The sequence below is a fragment of the Mesorhizobium sp. M0074 genome (assembly GCF_040322975.1).
Lineage (GTDB): Bacteria > Pseudomonadota > Alphaproteobacteria > Rhizobiales > Rhizobiaceae > Mesorhizobium.
On the sequence record NZ_JAMYUM010000007.1, the window covers coordinates 33373 to 47730 of the forward strand.

At 64.3% G+C, this 14358-nt stretch carries 14 protein-coding genes; 10 read left to right on the forward strand and 4 right to left on the reverse strand.

The window, feature by feature from the left end:
- Positions 1-13: 13 nt before the first annotated feature.
- The 8 genes from NKJ73_RS11545 to NKJ73_RS11580 all read left to right on the forward strand — a co-directional run bounded on the left by NKJ73_RS11545 (position 14) and on the right by NKJ73_RS11580 (position 9135).
- Complete coding sequence (locus tag NKJ73_RS11545) at positions 14-877, forward strand: ABC transporter permease (RefSeq protein WP_023678185.1); 864 nt, start codon at positions 14-16, stop codon at positions 875-877.
- On the forward strand, positions 877-1689 hold the full coding sequence (locus NKJ73_RS11550) for an ABC transporter permease (protein ID WP_292657203.1): 813 nt from the start codon (positions 877-879) through the stop codon (positions 1687-1689). Before NKJ73_RS11545 ends, NKJ73_RS11550 begins: the two co-directional genes overlap by 1 nt.
- A gap of 13 nt (positions 1690-1702) precedes the next feature.
- The gene (locus tag NKJ73_RS11555) at positions 1703-2464 is read left to right on the forward strand and encodes an SDR family NAD(P)-dependent oxidoreductase (protein WP_023678183.1); all 762 of its coding nucleotides are present in this window, start codon (positions 1703-1705) and stop codon (positions 2462-2464) included.
- A 142-nt stretch (positions 2465-2606) separates the two neighbouring features.
- Positions 2607-3812, forward strand: a complete 1206-nt coding sequence (gene pcaF, locus NKJ73_RS11560) for a 3-oxoadipyl-CoA thiolase (RefSeq protein ID WP_023678182.1) — start codon at positions 2607-2609, stop codon at positions 3810-3812.
- A 530-nt stretch (positions 3813-4342) separates the two neighbouring features.
- Entirely contained in the window at positions 4343-5374 is a 1032-nt protein-coding gene (locus NKJ73_RS11565) for a BMP family protein (RefSeq protein WP_023678180.1), read from the forward strand.
- A gap of 274 nt (positions 5375-5648) precedes the next feature.
- The gene (locus NKJ73_RS11570) at positions 5649-7139 is read left to right on the forward strand and encodes an ABC transporter ATP-binding protein (protein WP_502896697.1); all 1491 of its coding nucleotides are present in this window, start codon (positions 5649-5651) and stop codon (positions 7137-7139) included.
- Complete coding sequence (locus tag NKJ73_RS11575) at positions 7139-8194, forward strand: ABC transporter permease (RefSeq protein ID WP_352470745.1); 1056 nt, start codon at positions 7139-7141, stop codon at positions 8192-8194. The genes NKJ73_RS11570 and NKJ73_RS11575 overlap by 1 nt, the downstream gene beginning before the upstream one ends.
- Entirely contained in the window at positions 8191-9135 is a 945-nt protein-coding gene (locus tag NKJ73_RS11580; protein ID WP_352569468.1) for an ABC transporter permease, read from the forward strand. Before NKJ73_RS11575 ends, NKJ73_RS11580 begins: the two co-directional genes overlap by 4 nt.
- A 14-nt stretch (positions 9136-9149) precedes the next feature.
- On the opposite strand, the gene NKJ73_RS11585 is transcribed toward NKJ73_RS11580, so the two are convergent.
- Entirely contained in the window at positions 9150-9917 is a 768-nt protein-coding gene (locus tag NKJ73_RS11585) for an SDR family NAD(P)-dependent oxidoreductase (protein ID WP_352470743.1), read from the reverse strand.
- Between the two features lie 264 nt (positions 9918-10181).
- On the opposite strand from NKJ73_RS11585, the gene NKJ73_RS11590 reads away from it, so the two are divergent.
- Together NKJ73_RS11590 and NKJ73_RS11595 are read left to right on the forward strand one after the other, a co-directional pair.
- A complete protein-coding gene (locus tag NKJ73_RS11590; protein ID WP_023678176.1) occupies positions 10182-10337 on the forward strand; it encodes a hypothetical protein in 156 nt (51 codons plus the stop codon).
- 130 nt (positions 10338-10467) lie between these two features.
- Positions 10468-11415 (forward strand): LLM class flavin-dependent oxidoreductase, encoded by a 948-nt coding sequence (locus NKJ73_RS11595; RefSeq protein WP_352569470.1) that lies wholly within the window; start codon positions 10468-10470, stop codon positions 11413-11415.
- A 34-nt stretch (positions 11416-11449) separates the two neighbouring features.
- Here the strand turns inward: NKJ73_RS11595 and NKJ73_RS11600 are convergent, their stop codons facing one another.
- Genes NKJ73_RS11600 through NKJ73_RS11610 form a run of 3 tightly spaced genes read right to left on the reverse strand, consistent with a single transcriptional unit; the run spans position 11450 to position 14353 of the window.
- Positions 11450-12400, reverse strand: a complete 951-nt coding sequence (locus tag NKJ73_RS11600; RefSeq protein ID WP_352569471.1) for a dihydrodipicolinate synthase family protein — start codon at positions 12398-12400, stop codon at positions 11450-11452.
- Positions 12390-13385, reverse strand: a complete 996-nt coding sequence (locus tag NKJ73_RS11605; protein ID WP_352569472.1) for a Gfo/Idh/MocA family protein — start codon at positions 13383-13385, stop codon at positions 12390-12392. The genes NKJ73_RS11600 and NKJ73_RS11605 overlap by 11 nt, the downstream gene beginning before the upstream one ends.
- Positions 13382-14353 carry a Gfo/Idh/MocA family protein gene (locus tag NKJ73_RS11610; protein WP_031212079.1) on the reverse strand — a complete coding sequence of 324 codons (972 nt, stop codon included), beginning with the start codon at positions 14351-14353 and terminating at the stop codon, positions 13382-13384. The genes NKJ73_RS11605 and NKJ73_RS11610 overlap by 4 nt, the downstream gene beginning before the upstream one ends.
- Between the last annotated feature and the right edge of the window lie 5 nt (positions 14354-14358).

Sequence of the window (14358 nt, forward strand, 5' to 3'; positions counted from 1 at the left end):
GGCGGCTTTTTCAATGCGCAGCAATGTCCTTCGTCACAATCTCCTGACCGCCCTGCTGCTCGGTCCAGCAACGGCGTGGCTGGTGGTGTTTTTAGTTTTGCCGTTCGTGGCGATCGCCGTTTTCAGCGTCGGCGAGCGGGCGCCGGAAGGCGGCTATCAGGCCGCTTTCACCTTGGCGCAGTATGCCAATCTTCCGGCGCGGGCGACTGCCTTCTGGAACACCATGGTGCTGGCGCCGGCGGGCGCACTGGCCTGTCTTCTCGTTGCCTATCCGGTCGCCTATTACCTCGCTTTGCGCGCGCCGGAACGGTGGCGGCTGATCCTGCTGGCGCTTGTCGTCATCCCGTTCTGGACCAGCCTGCTGATGCGAACCTATGCCTGGATGTATGTGCTTGGCGGGCGCGGCATCCCAGCTCTGCTGGCCTATGTCGGGCTGGAGGACGTGCGGCTGATCAACACGCCGGGAGCGGTTCTGCTCGGTATCGTCTATGGTTATCTGCCGCTGATGATCCTGCCGATCTATGTCAGCCTCGAGCGGCTCGACCGCCGGCTACTGGAGGCCTCCGCCGATCTCGGCGCGACGCCGATCTCGACATTCCTCGGCGTGACGCTGCGGCTGTCGCTGCCAGGTGTGATGACCGGCTTCTCGCTGGTCATGATCCTGCTGCTCGGCGAATATCTGATCCCGACGCTACTCGGCGGCGGCAAGGTCTTCTTCATCGGCAACGCGCTGGTCGATCTGTTCCTGCAATCGCGCAACTGGCCATTTGGATCGGCAATCGCCATCACACTTGTGGCGGTTTCAGTGGTCGTGCTGCTTGCCGCGAACCGCATTTCGACCCGGCTTTCGGGTGCCCGCCGGGTGGACCTGATCTGATGCGTGCCTTCGTCGTTGCGGTCTTTGCCTTTCTCTACCTGCCGATCGCGCTGGTGGTGCTGTTTTCGTTTAACGCCGGCCACCACGCCAGCGAGTTCACTGGCTTCTCGGTGCAATGGTACGGCAAGGCCCTGGCAAACCCGTTCCTGGTCGAAGCGCTGAAGAACAGCCTGTTCATCGCCACGACCAGCGCCTTGCTGGCGGCGCTGTGCGGCACGGCGGCCGCGCTTGGCCTGGCGCGTGTCGGCGCGCGGACGCGAGCCGTCTTCGATGCGCTTTTGGGTGCTGCGATCGTCGTTCCTGGCGTCGTCATCGGCATCTCGACGCTGGTCGCGCTGGTCCAGCTATTCGGGGTGGTCAACCCGTTTGTCGCTTCGCTGTGGCCGAACGACCAGCCACCGCGCCTGGCGCTCGGCTATGGCTCGATCATCGCCGCGCACGGGCTGTTTTCGATGGCGCTGGTGGCGATGATTGTCGGCACGCGCCTCGGCAGCCTCGACCGCAATCTGGTCGAGGCCTCGAGCGATCTTTACGCTACCCCGCTGACGACGTTCCGCAGCATCGTGTTGCCGCAGATCATGCCGGCGGTGATCGCCGGCTTCCTGCTCGCCTTCACATTCTCCTTCGACGATTTCATTGTCGCTTTCTTCGTCGCCGGCGCACAGACGACATTGCCGATCTATGTCTTCGCCTCGATCCGGCGCGGGGTCACGCCGGAGATCAATGCCATCGCGACGATCGTGCTCGTCGCCTCCGTTTTGCTCGTGGTGCTTGCCCAATGGCAACTGCGCCAACGAAAACCATCACACTGAAAGATAAAAAAACATGATTCTGAGAGATCGCATCGCCGTGGTGACGGGTGCCGGGTCGGGGATCGGGCGTGCCGGCGCCATGATGATGGCCAGGGAAGGCGCGCTCGTGGTGATCGCCGACAGGGACCAGGCGGCGGGGGAAGCAACCGCTTCCGACATTCGTGCGGCCGGCGGTCGGGCCGAGGCCGTCGCCACCGACGTCGGCGAGGATGCGGCGGTCGAGCAGCTCATTGCGGGAACGCTGGGCCGGCATCGGCGGATCGACATCCTGCACAATCATGCCGGGATCCAGGTCGGCGGCACGCTGACCGAAGTCGGCGCCGACGGCATGGATGCCTCCTGGCGGATCAATGTGCGGGCGCAGTTCCTCGCGGCCAGGCTGGTCATGCCGTCGATGATCGCGCAAGGCGGCGGGGTGATCCTGAATACCGCCTCGAATTCGGGTGTGTTCTACGACCGCGAAATGATCGCCTACGCAACGTCAAAACATGCAGTGGTGGCGATGACCCGGCAGATGTCGCTCGACTATGCCAAACACAATGTCCGCATCAACGCGCTGTGCCCCGGCTGGGTCGATACGCCCTTCAACGAGCCGTTCATCGCGCAGATGGGCGGGCGGGCGGCGATCGAGAACTATGTCCGCACCAAGATTCCCATGCAGCGCTGGGCCAGCGCGGAGGAAATCGCCGAAGCGATCCTGTTCCTCGTCTCCGACCGCTCGTCCTTCATGACCGGTCAGGCGCTGGTGATCGACGGTGGAGAAAGCATCGGCTGATCCGCCGCTCCCGGCGGGCGGCAGCTGAAATTCTCTTTGGACTAACGGCCGGCGGCGAGATGTGCTTTCGTCTCAAGGAGAATGCGGCCAACATGGCTGGGTCGGGAGCAGAAATCATCAGCGCAAACGGGAAGGCTGCATAATGGCCGAGGCCTATATCTGCGACTACATCCGCACGCCGATCGGACGCTTCGGCGGTTCGTTGTCGGCGGTCCGTACCGACGATCTCGGCGCGATACCTCTGAGGGCGCTGATCGAGCGCAATCCAGGCATTGATTGGGCTGCCATCGACGACATCGTCTATGGCTGCGCCAACCAGGCCGGCGAGGACAACCGCAATGTGGCGCGCATGGCGCTGCTGCTGGCCGGCCTGCCGAAGGAGGTTTCGGGCTCGACCGTCAACCGTCTCTGCGGTTCGGGCATGGATGCGGTGATGATTGCTGCCCGCGCCATCAAGGCCGGCGAGGCGGAGCTGATGATATCAGGCGGCGTCGAATCGATGAGCCGCGCTCCGTTCGTGCTGCCGAAGGCAGAGACCGCCTTTTCGCGCAATGCCGAGATTTACGACACCACGATCGGCTGGCGCTTCATCAATCCGCTGATGAAGAAGCAATACGGCGTCGATTCGATGCCGGAGACCGGCGAGAACGTGGCGGAAGAGTTCGCTGTCTCCCGCGCCGACCAGGACGCATTTGCCGTGCGCAGCCAGGACAAGGCTGTAGCCGCACAAGCCAGCGGCCGGCTGGCAAAGGAAATCACGCCGGTGACGATCGCGCAGCGCAAGGGCGATCCGGTCGTTGTCGACAGAGATGAGCATCCCCGCGGGGGCACGTCGATCGAAGCGTTGGCCAAGTTGCCGACGCCGTTCCGGCAAGGCGGCACGGTTACGGCCGGCAATGCTTCGGGCGTCAATGACGGCGCCGCGGCGCTGATCGTCGCCTCGGAAGCAGCCGCGAAAAGATACGGGTTGACGCCGATCGCCCGTATTCTGGGCGGTGCCACCGCCGGCGTCGCTCCGCGCATCATGGGCATCGGTCCGGTGCCGGCCACGCAGAAGCTGTGTGCCCGGCTCGGCCTGGAGCCGCAACAGTTCGACGTCGTCGAGCTCAACGAGGCCTTCGCCTCGCAAGGCATCGCCGTGCTGCGCCAGCTCGGCATTGCCGAGGATGCGGAGCACGTCAACCCGAATGGCGGTGCCATCGCGCTCGGCCATCCGCTCGGCATGTCGGGTGCGCGCATATCAGGCACGGCGGCGCTGGAGCTGCGTGAACGCGGCGCCAGATACGCGCTCGCCACCATGTGCATCGGTGTCGGCCAGGGCATCGCCGTGGCGCTCGAACGCGTTTGATCTTTTGGCCGCCCTGGGGCAGAGCCCTGGCGCCGCCTATCTCGTTTGCCCGATATGCGAAAGACGCTCTGGTCAATGGGCGATCCTTGCGAAATGATGGACACCGTTGCGCCTAGGCCGGGAAAGTGTGGCCCTTGCAAGAAAGCTGTTTGAATTGAGCGATCCTCAACCCATTACCAACGATACAATCCTCATAATTCTGCATTATGTTCTCGTCGAAATTCGAGGGACTGACAAACCGGAAAAGGCACGGATGCTCGCGGACGCCTTTCACAACGCGCCGAGCTTGATCGCAAATGGCCATGAACCGCAAAAAACGTGGGAAAGCATTCTTTCAACCGCGCGAAGGCTTGAAATAGAGCCTTACGTCCTTCGGCTATTGCGGCACGTTCAATCGCGTCAAATTTCAAACTGAGACATTACCCGAAATTTGACCATGTGGACAAAGGTCCGGCGTCGTTCCATAGTTCCCTGTCTTTATATTTTCCGAACAGCCGGCTCGACATGGCTGTCGAACAGAGGGGCATGCAATGGACAACAAAAAGAGCAGAATCCAATCGAAACGCGAAGGGCTTTCGCGCCGCAACGTGCTGGAGTTGGGCGCGCTCGGCCTGGCGGCGGCGATGCTGCCGGGCAGCGCCTTTGCCAAGACCAAGAAGCTGAAAGTGGCGGCGATCTTCGCCACGCCGATCGAGGAGCCGTGGGACAACCAGATCCACGTTGCCCTGCAGAAGGCCGAGAAGGAACTCGGCATCGAATACAAATGGTCGGAGAAGGTGCAGACGGCCGATTTCAGCCGCGTCATGCGCGAATATGCGCAGGGCGGCTATGAGCTGGTGCTGGGCGATGCCTTCGCCGCCGAGCGCGAATCGCGCAGGACCGCCAAGCAGTTCCCGAAGACCGCCTTCCTGTTCGGCTCCGGCGCCGGGCCGGCCGAGCCGAATTTCGGCGTCTTCGACAACTGGATTCACGAGCCGGCCTATCTGTCCGGCATGATCGCCGGAAAGATGTCGAAGTCAGGCACGGTCGGCGCCGTCGCGGCGATGGGCATTCCGGAAGTGAACCGGCTGGTCAACGCTTTCTTTGCCGGCGCCAGGGAGGTCAATCCCGACATCAAGAAGAAGGTCGCCTTCATCGGCTCGTTCTTCGATCCGCCAAAAGCAAAGGAAGCGGCCGTCGCCCAGATCGATGCCGGCGTCGACGTCATCTATGCCGAGCGCTTCGGCGTCATCGAAGCGGCGGCGGAGAAGAAGATCCTCGCCATCTCCAACATGTCGGACCAGTCGAGCCTCGGCCCCGACACCGTGATCACCGGGCCGGTCTGGGACATGTATCCGACCGTCGAGCAGGCGATCAAGCTGGTCAAGGCCGGCGTCTTCACCGCGCAGGATTACGGCGATTTCTCGCGCATGGCCAAGGGCGGCTCCTACCTCGCGCCCTACCACAAGTTCGACAAGACGCTGCCGGCCGAGGTCAAGGAACTGGTCGAGAAGAAGAAGGCAGAGATCCTCGACGGCAATTTCCGCGTCGACGTCGATGAGAATACGCCGGTCTCGGATTAGGGCTCTGTCTTTTGGGGTTGGTGCTTGTCGCACCCCCCTCTGGCCTGCCGGCCATCTCCCCCTCAAGGGGGGAGATTAGCAGCTTCGCCGACAGCGCCCTCCTCTTCAGCGCTGACGATTTGCGAAAGCCGAAGTGACATCCGATCTCCCCCCTTGAGGGGGAGATGGCCGGCAGGCCAGAGGGGGGTGCAGCGCATTCCCGTCGATCAAAGCTGAATCGTAAAGCCAATTCCGATCGGGAGCACCCTTGTCAACGCCTGCCCCTCTCATCGAAATGCGCGGCATCTCCAAGAGCTTTGGCGCCGTCAAGGCGAACGAGGCCGTCGATCTCAGCGTCGCGCCGGGTGAAATCCTCGGGCTGCTCGGCGAAAACGGCGCCGGCAAGACGACGCTGATGAACGTGCTGTTCGGCGCCTATGCGCCCGATGCCGGCGAGATCCTGGTGCAGGGCCGGTCGGTGGCGATCAACAGTTCGGCCGATGCGCTGGCCGCCGGCATCGGCATGGTGCACCAGCATTTTCATCTCGCACCGCGGCTTTCGGTGCTGGAGAACCTCTTGATCGGCATTCCCGGCAGATCGGGCCGGATCGACCGCGCCGGCGGGCTGGCGCGGCTCGCCGAGATCGGCCGCCAGCACGGGCTGACGCTCGACCCGGACCTCCCCGTCTCGGCGCTGTCGGTCGGCGAGCAACAGCGGCTCGAAATCGTCAAGGCGCTGTTTCGCGGCGCAAGGCTGCTGATCCTCGACGAGCCGACGGCGGTGTTGGCACCAACCGAGGTCGACGGGCTGTTTTCGGCGCTGCGCTCGATGGCGGCACAAGGGCTCGGCATCATCTTCATCTCGCATAAGCTCACCGAGGTGCGGGCGCTGACGCATCGCTGCGTCGTGCTCCGGCATGGGCGCGTTGCCGGCCGCGTCGATGCGCCGGCCAGCACCACGTCCTCGGAGATGGCGCGGCTGATGTGCGGCCACGAGATCGTGCCTCCGGCCAGAGGACCGTCGATGCCCGGTGCGGCCGTGCTGACCCTCGACGGTATCTCGACATTGCATCATTCCGGCATGGCGCTGCGCGATGTTTCGCTGTCGGTTCGTGGCGGCGAGATCCTTGGCATCGCCGGCGTCTCCGGCAATGGCCAGCGCGCGCTTGCCGAGGTCATCTCCGGCGTGCGTGCGCCCGATGCCGGGAAGATGACCATAGCCGGCAAAACGGTTTCGCGGTTCTCGCCGAGCACAGTCCAGGCGCTCGGCCTCGGCCGCATCCCGGAAGACCGCATGACGACCGGGCTGGTCACCAATCTGCCGCTTGCCGATTCGATGGTGCTGCCGCGCATCGGCACGGCGGCGTTCAGCCGCAACGGCCTGCTCAAGCCGGATGCGATCCGCGCCTTCGCCGAGGCGCAGATCAAGGCCTACGATATACGTTGCCCCGGGCCGATGACGCGCGCCGGGGCGCTTTCCGGCGGCAATCTGCAAAAGGCGCTTCTGGCGCGCGAACTCGCTTTCGATCCGAAGGTGCTGATCGTTTCGCAGCCGACTCGCGGCCTCGACATCGGCGCTGCGCGCTTCATCCACGAAAAATTCCTCGACATGCGCGCCAAGGGCTGCGGCATCGTCGTCATCGGCGAGGATCTGGAAGAGTTGCTGATGCTCTCGGATCGTATCGCGGTGATGTATGAGGGCCGCATCGTCGGCACGCTGGACAGCGCCGACGCCAGCATCGCCAGACTCGGGTTGATGATGACCGGCGCGGAGGGCCATGCCTGATGTTCCGTCTCGAGGCCCGCACCTCAACGCCCGCCTGGTTCAATCTGGCGCTGCCGCTGCTCGCAATCGGCGCGACGCTGATCCTGTGCAGCGGCCTCATCGCACTGGCCGGCGCCGGCGTCGTCGAGGCCTATGGCGTGATGTTTTCGGCGTCGCTGGGCGACAGCTACGCCGTCACCGAAACGCTGGTGCGTGCCGCGCCGATGATCTTCACCGGACTGGCCGTGGCGGTCGCCTTCCGCGCCAAATTCTGGAACATCGGCGCCGAAGGGCAATTGCTGGCTGGTGCGGTGGCGAGCTGTGCCGTCGGTGCAATCCCGATGCCGGGGCCGCTCGCCATGCTGCTGATGGCGCTGGCGGGCGCTGCCGCCGGCGCGGCCGTCGCCCTGATCCCCGCCACGCTGCGGGTAAAATTCAGGGTCGATGACGTGGTCAGCTCACTGCTGCTCAACTCGGTCATTTTCTATGCATTGATGGCGCTGATCGAGGGGCCATGGAAGGACAGTTTCAGCGGCTACCCGATCTCGCCGCCGATCGAGGATACGGCCAATTTTCCGGTGCTGCTCGAAGGCACGCGGCTGCATCTCGGCGTCGTCGCGGCGCTGGTCGCCGCACCGGTGATCTGGTTCGTGGTCGCGCGCACGACGCTCGGCTTCCGCATCAGGGTCACCGGCGAAAACCCCGAGGCGGCGCGCTATGGCGGCATCAATGTCGAGCGGGTGCTGATTTCGACGGCGCTGCTGTCTGGCGCATTGGCCGGCCTTGCGGGCGTCGGCGAGGTCGGCGGCGTGCATTTCCAGGTGATGAGCGACATCTCGCCGGGCTATGGCTATTCCGGCATCGTCGTCGCCATGCTGGCGAGGCTCAATCCGCTCGGCGTGGTGCCGGCGGCGATCTTCCTTGCCGCCGTCATGACCGGCGCCGAGGCGATGTCGCGGGCGACCGGCGTTCCGGCCTTCCTCAGCGATGTCATCCAGGGAACTGCGCTGCTCGCCATGCTGGTGGCGCTGCTGTTCACCGCCTATCGCATCCGTCGCGTGGGAATAGCCAAATGAGCGTGGTGCTGGAACAGATCTTCCAGGTCGGCTTCCTTGCCGCGATCATCCGCATCGCCACGCCGCTAGCCTTCGCGACGCTGGGCGAGATGTTCTCCGAGCGCGCCGGGGTGCTCAATCTCGGCATCGAAGGCATCATGCTTTTGTCGGCGATGACCGGCTTCACCGCGGCGAGCCTCAGCGGCAGCCTCTGGCTTGGCGTGCTAGCGGCGGTGCTGACCGGGGCGCTGATGGGCGCCGTGCACGCGCTGTTCACTGTAGCGCTCGGCCTCAGCCAGCATGTCTGCGGCATCGGCGTGACGCTGTTTAGCTCCGGCCTTGCCTATTTCCTCTACCGGCTGATCTTCGGCCAGCAATCGGTACCGCCGAACATCAAGGGATTCGAGACGCTGCCGATCCCGATCCTGTCCGGCATTCCGGTGCTTGGGCCGGCGGTGTTCAACCAGTTCTCGCTGGTCTACATGGCGATGCTGGCCATACCGCTGGCCGCCTTCGTGCTCTACCGCACGCCGTGGGGCTTGTCGGTCCGCATGGTCGGTGAAAACCCGCGCGCCGCCGATTCGGCCGGCGTCAGCGTCATTGCAACACGCTTCCAGGCGGTGATCCTCGGCGGTGCCTTGATGGGGCTGGCCGGTGCCTTCCTGTCGATGGCGCAATTCAACGCCTTCACCTTTGGCGTGGTTTCGGGGCGCGGCTGGGTGGCAATCGCGCTCGTCGTTTTCGGCCGCTGGGATCCGTGGCGATCGGCAGGCGCGGCATTGCTGTTTGCTTTCGTCGATGCCTTGCAGTTGCGCATGCAGGCGAGCGGGCTTGGCCATATCCCCTACGAGACGTTCCTGATGCTGCCGTTCATCTTCACCATCGTCGCTATGGCGGTGATGTCGCGCAATGCGGTGGCCCCGTCGGCGCTGCTCAAGCCGTTCCGGCGCGAAGAGCGGTAGCGGCGCTTCGCCTTTCACATCGCGGTGAAGCCGTTATCGACGAACAGATGGGCGCCGTTGACGAAGCTGGCCTCGTCGCTGGCCAGGAACAGGGCTGCCTTCGCGACCTCTTCCGGCTCGCCGATCCGCCCTTGTTGCGCCGCCATTGCCGCGTCGGAGACATCGACGCCGAGTTTGTCGAGATCGGCGACCTCGCGCAGGCCATGCGGTGTCCTGATGAAGCCTGGACAGACCGCATTGCAGCGGATGTTGCGGTCGCGGAACTCGACGGCGATGGCACGCGCGAACATATGGCAGGCGCCCTTGGTGGTGTCGTAAAGCACCTCCATCGGCGTCGCCGCCACCGCCGAGATCGACGAGGTGCAGACGATGGAACCGCCGCCGGCGGCGATCATGCCGGGCAGCACGGCACGCGTCATCAGGAACATCGAACGCACATTGACGGCATGCAGCCAGTCCCATTCCTGCAGCGTGGTCTCCAGGAAGGGTTTGATGACGAGGGTGCCGGCGTGGTTGAACAGAACCGTGACCGGGCCGAATTTTTCCGTCGCGCCCTTCACCGCCGCTTCGACCTGCGCCTCATCCGATACGTCGGCGACCCAGTGCTCGGCGACATGGCCGCGTTGCCTGATCGCCGCTGCGGTGGCCGCCGCCGCTTCGCCGTTGCGGTCGACGATCGCCACCTTGGCGCCCTCGGCCGCGAAAAGCTCCGAGGCCGCACCGCCCATTCCCGTCGCGCCGCCCGAAATGATGGCGACCTTGCCGGCCAGTCTTGTGCCCATGGTTTGCTCCCTGCTGCCTTGCCGTGACGTCGCGGCTTTCCGCTGAAGCGATGCTATCCCTCATCCATTGGATGGCCAAGGAGCCACAGACACATGGACCTGACGTTTCCTGCCGTCACCCTGGCATGCCTCGAAAGGCAGCGCTAAGCAGTAAAAGCACTAATGTGTCTATCATTTGGAGAAAATTGTTCTAAGGATCGCGCGAAAATAGCACTCGACAAAGTCTACTGATTTTATAGATTAAGCGCCGAGACGGAGGTCGATATGTCCTATAGCCAGAACGCTCAGACTGCCCGCAAAGGCCAAAGGCTGGGTTCCGACCAGGTGTGGCGGCCGGCCTATGCCGGCGCTTTCGCCTATCTCGTCTTTGCCCTTGCGTTTGTATTCACCGGGGCAGTGGTACTGGGGCTGATCCCCTGATTGTCAAGGCTCTGATCATCGAGGCTTCCTCGGGACAGCGGCCTGCCGTTTGCAGAAATTCCGGAGTTGATGAACCGAATGTCGGTGCGCTTTTGCGCGCCCTGATTCCAACGTGATGGAGGAGATGGCAATGCCAATCGAGTTCACGCATGTTCCCGGTAAGATCCACGCCACCAACGCCAGCTTTTTCTACGACTTTGTCGAGACCGCGACGAAGCTGTCACTGATCGAGGATGCCGGATTCCGGAAGATCGTCATCGACGACCAGGCCGGGCTGCTGACCAATATGGACCTTGCCGCCCAGACGCTGGACCGGACCTCGTCCCTGGAGGTCGTGCTCACGCATTGGGCAGGCGTGATCGAACCAACCGTGGCGGCGCGGCAGCTCGCTGCCCTCGACGCGAGAAGCGGTGGCCGGCTGTCGCTCAGGATGCTCAGCGAGCCGCTGAGCGACGACGATGCCGAGGCACGTCCGGCCGGCCATACGGTGGTCTGGCAACGCATCGACGAATATCTGGTGCTGCTGAAGCGGTTGTGGTCGAACGACAGGCCGTTCGACCATGAAGGCACCTTTTACAGCATCAAAGGCGGCTATGTGCCGCGCAAGGGGCCGCATGGTGCCGATGTGATCATCCGCATGGGCGGGCAGTCGGGCACTGCGCTCAGGGTCGCGGGCAGGCATGCGGACGTGTTCGAGCTGGCGCCTGGCTCACTTGCAGAAATCCGCCAGTCAATGGAGCGCGTACGCGGCGCTGCTGCCGAACACGGCCGGGCCGGCAAGCTGCGTTTCGCGCTTCCCGTCCGAATCCGTTCGGAAGACAAACCGGCCGCTTCCTGCCAGAAGGCGCTCGAACTTGCCGGGCCGCCGGCGCAGGTCGCGCTTTCGCTGCTTTCCTACGCCGCTTTGGGGATCAAGGAGTTCATGATCGTCGGCATCGACAGGCCACGCGAGATTGCGACCGCCAGCCGCGAGGCGATCGCACTGCTGCGCAATTCGCTGGCACGGCGCGAGGCCGATGTCCCTCAGCCGGGGGCGTTTGCGTCACGCGCGACACAGGGAGCACGCGCCGGCTGCTGAAGAGCCTCCGTCGTCCCGCGCCTTGGTGACAGGTCTACCACCATTCCGGGAAAGCCGCGTGAGCCGCCCTGGCCAGCGTCGGTATTTCCTGATCGGGAACGGAGCTGTAGGGCCAGAGCAGTCGTGGGCCGAGCGGCGCCCAGCCGCCGGCCGCCGCCATCGCCTTATCGAGTGCTGCATCACCGACATTGTAACGGGTGCGAAACGGTAGGACATGTGCGGCGAGGAAGGCCTTTGTGCGGGCCTCGACCTCGGCAGCGGCGGCCATGTCGGTGCGGATTATCTGCCACCACATCATCGCGCCCTTCGGGTTGAGGCAGGCAACGTTGGAATAGCTGCCATGGGCCCCTCCAGCATAGCCTGCTGCCAGCGTGTGGCCGGGGACGAAGACGGAAAATCCGTCCAGTTTGCGGCGCATGTCGGCATACCAGCCGGCGTCGCCGCCCGGCAGCTTGGCGCCGACCAGCGATGGCAAGGCCGCACGCAGACTGGCGATGCCGTCGAGCGTCAGGTGGCGCTTGGCGTGCGGCGGATTGTAGAGCACCAGCGGCGTTTCAGGCGCGGCGTCGCACAGGCCGCCGGCAAAGCGCATGACCTCGTCGTCGCTGGGCGGCCACCAGTCGGGCAGCGTGAACTGCACCGCCGCCGGGCGAAGTCCGGCGACCCGCGTCAGTCGCTCCAGCGCAACGCGCGGATTGGACTGGCTGATGCCGATCTGGAAAGGAAGGCGCGCGCGGCCGGCTATGGTTGCGACCAACTCACAAAGCCGGTCGAATTCGGGCTCGGTCTGGCAATGGAATTCGCAGGCCGTGCCATTGGAATAGACGCCGTCGACGCCTGAGGCGCAGAGTCGGGCGATCGTCTCTTCCGTCGCCTGCCAGTCGATCGCTCCGCGATCGTCGATGGCCAGCATCACCGCGCCCCAGATGCCGCGCGGTGCGTGTGCGGGCAAGCGGGCCAGATGGTCGTCGAGGTCAGCGTCCACCGGCGATCTCGTGTTCGCGGCGGGTTTCGTTCGACGCGAAGGCAGCCTCGATAATAGCGATGATCTTGCGCGCATAGATGCCGTCGACCGGCACAGGCGTGTCATCGGCAATGGCATCGCGCATTGCGTTCCATTCGCGCACCAGCGCGTTATGCATCCAGTTCGGCTCAAAGGAACCGGGCAGCTCGGTCCAGACCGTCTCGCGGCCAAGCATGGTGCCGCGGTCCATGTCGATGCGCAGCGTTCCCCGCTCGCAGACCAGATCCATGGCATAGGTGGTGGCGCCGGTGCGATAGCCGACGCTCTGCACCTGGCCGATGCCGCCGCCGGCGAAGCGCAATCCGAGCAGAGCGCTGTCGTCTGCTTCCTGGTCATGGAACTTGGCGCCGAGCATGCCGCTCACCGACACGACATCGTCATCCATCAGCCAGACCAGGCGATCGACCGCGTGGATGCCGGCCGTCAACAGCATGCCGCCGCCGGTCGCCTTGCGCAGATGCCAGTCGCGGCGATTGTGCTCCATCCACAGCTTGATGATCCAGCTCGATCCGGCGAGCGGCCGGCCGAGCGCTCCTTCCTCCAGAATTTGCCTGGCCGCCATGCAGGGCAGGGCGAAATGCATAAGGTGGGCGACCATCAGCTTGACGCCGCTATCGGCCACGGCGGCGTTGATCGCATCGCAGGCGGCCACCGTCGGCGCCATCGGTTTTTCGAGCAGGATATGCTTGCCGGCCTTTGCCGCGCCGATGGCCATTTCGGCATGGAGATGGTGCGGGCTGGCAATGAGGACCGCATCCACCTCCTTGTCGTCCAGCAGCTTGCGCCAATCAGTGTAGCCGCGGCCGCCATATTCGGCGGTGAATCGCTCCAACGCATCGGTATTTCCCCGGCAGGACGCGACGAGGCGAATATTTCCAACCTCGCGGATTGCCCGCGCATGGGCTGCGCCGAAATCGCCGGCGCCGATAATTCCTATTCCAATCATGGTCCTGCCTTTTGATAAGCGGCGTCGATCAGCGACATCGCCGCAACATAATCTTCGATGGACACCGGCGGAGGCGCCTTTCTGGCCAGCCGGTCAAGCGTATCGCGCATGAACAGACGATAGCGCGTTGCCGGCAGTTCGACCGGCAAGTCGACGATTGCCGCGTCGTCGAGCGTTGCGCAGATAACATGGTCGCCATGATCGATGAGGGTGGCATTGGCACTGACGATGCGCCACTCGAAGTCACCGCCGGGGCGCATCGAAGCAAAGGTGTAACCGGCCTCGACGATGAACAGCGCGCCGGCCTCGTCTTCCAGCACCAGAAGTGCGTGATCCTCGACCGGGCCGGGATGGATGCGGTTCGCGATCGAAACGCTTTTCAGGCCGAGCTTGCCGGTTGCGAGGCTGAGTGCCGCGTCGACGCCGTGTATGCCGAGATTCCTCAACGCACCCCCGCCACCAACCGCCGGGTCGAGCACCCAGGCGACACCGTCGGCGATGTAGCGTTGCGGCGGGCCGTTGACCAGCCGGAACTGGCAATGCGCCACGGGGCCGGCGCGACCTTGCCGGCGCAGCCGTTCAAGGCCGGCAACGGCCGGCCCGAAACGGTTGGGCAGGGGAACAGCGACAAAAGCCTGGTGCTGCCTGGCAAGGTCGCGCAGCGCCATCAGTTCCCTCGTATGGCTGGCCGCCGGCTTCTCCAGGATCAGCGGTATCCTTGCCGCGATGATCGCACGTGCCCGCGCCGGCACCATCGAAGGGTGCCCCATCAACAGGATCACATCCGGCGGGCTGGAGAGTATCTCCTTGAAATCTTCGATAAACGGCAGGTCGTGATGCGCGGCGAACGCTTGCGCTTGGCCAGGATCCTCGTCCCAGATACCGGTGATCTCCGTGCCGTAAAAGCGTGCGGCGTCGAGGTGTATTTCGGCGTGCCAGTGGCTCGAGCCGGCGAGGGTAATCTTCATTCGGA

Bases quoted from the DNA above. Each gene is read 5' to 3' on its own strand.
- pcaF (WP_023678182.1), top strand. From the start codon at position 2,607: ATGGCCGAGGCCTATATCTGCGACTACATCCGCACGCCGATCGGACGC.
- NKJ73_RS11550 (WP_292657203.1), top strand. From the start codon at position 877: ATGCGTGCCTTCGTCGTTGCGGTCTTTGCCTTTCTCTACCTGCCGATC.
- NKJ73_RS11545 (WP_023678185.1), top strand. From the start codon at position 14: ATGCGCAGCAATGTCCTTCGTCACAATCTCCTGACCGCCCTGCTGCTC.
- NKJ73_RS11585 (WP_352470743.1), bottom strand. From the start codon at position 9,917: ATGGGCACAAGACTGGCCGGCAAGGTCGCCATCATTTCGGGCGGCGCG.
- NKJ73_RS11595 (WP_352569470.1), top strand. From the start codon at position 10,468: ATGCCAATCGAGTTCACGCATGTTCCCGGTAAGATCCACGCCACCAAC.
- NKJ73_RS11555 (WP_023678183.1), top strand. From the start codon at position 1,703: ATGATTCTGAGAGATCGCATCGCCGTGGTGACGGGTGCCGGGTCGGGG.
- NKJ73_RS11570 (WP_502896697.1), top strand. From the start codon at position 5,649: ATGCGCGGCATCTCCAAGAGCTTTGGCGCCGTCAAGGCGAACGAGGCC.
- NKJ73_RS11610 (WP_031212079.1), bottom strand. From the start codon at position 14,353: ATGAAGATTACCCTCGCCGGCTCGAGCCACTGGCACGCCGAAATACAC.
- NKJ73_RS11580 (WP_352569468.1), top strand. From the start codon at position 8,191: ATGAGCGTGGTGCTGGAACAGATCTTCCAGGTCGGCTTCCTTGCCGCG.
- NKJ73_RS11605 (WP_352569472.1), bottom strand. From the start codon at position 13,385: ATGATTGGAATAGGAATTATCGGCGCCGGCGATTTCGGCGCAGCCCAT.
- NKJ73_RS11565 (WP_023678180.1), top strand. From the start codon at position 4,343: ATGGACAACAAAAAGAGCAGAATCCAATCGAAACGCGAAGGGCTTTCG.
- NKJ73_RS11575 (WP_352470745.1), top strand. From the start codon at position 7,139: ATGTTCCGTCTCGAGGCCCGCACCTCAACGCCCGCCTGGTTCAATCTG.
- NKJ73_RS11590 (WP_023678176.1), top strand. From the start codon at position 10,182: ATGTCCTATAGCCAGAACGCTCAGACTGCCCGCAAAGGCCAAAGGCTG.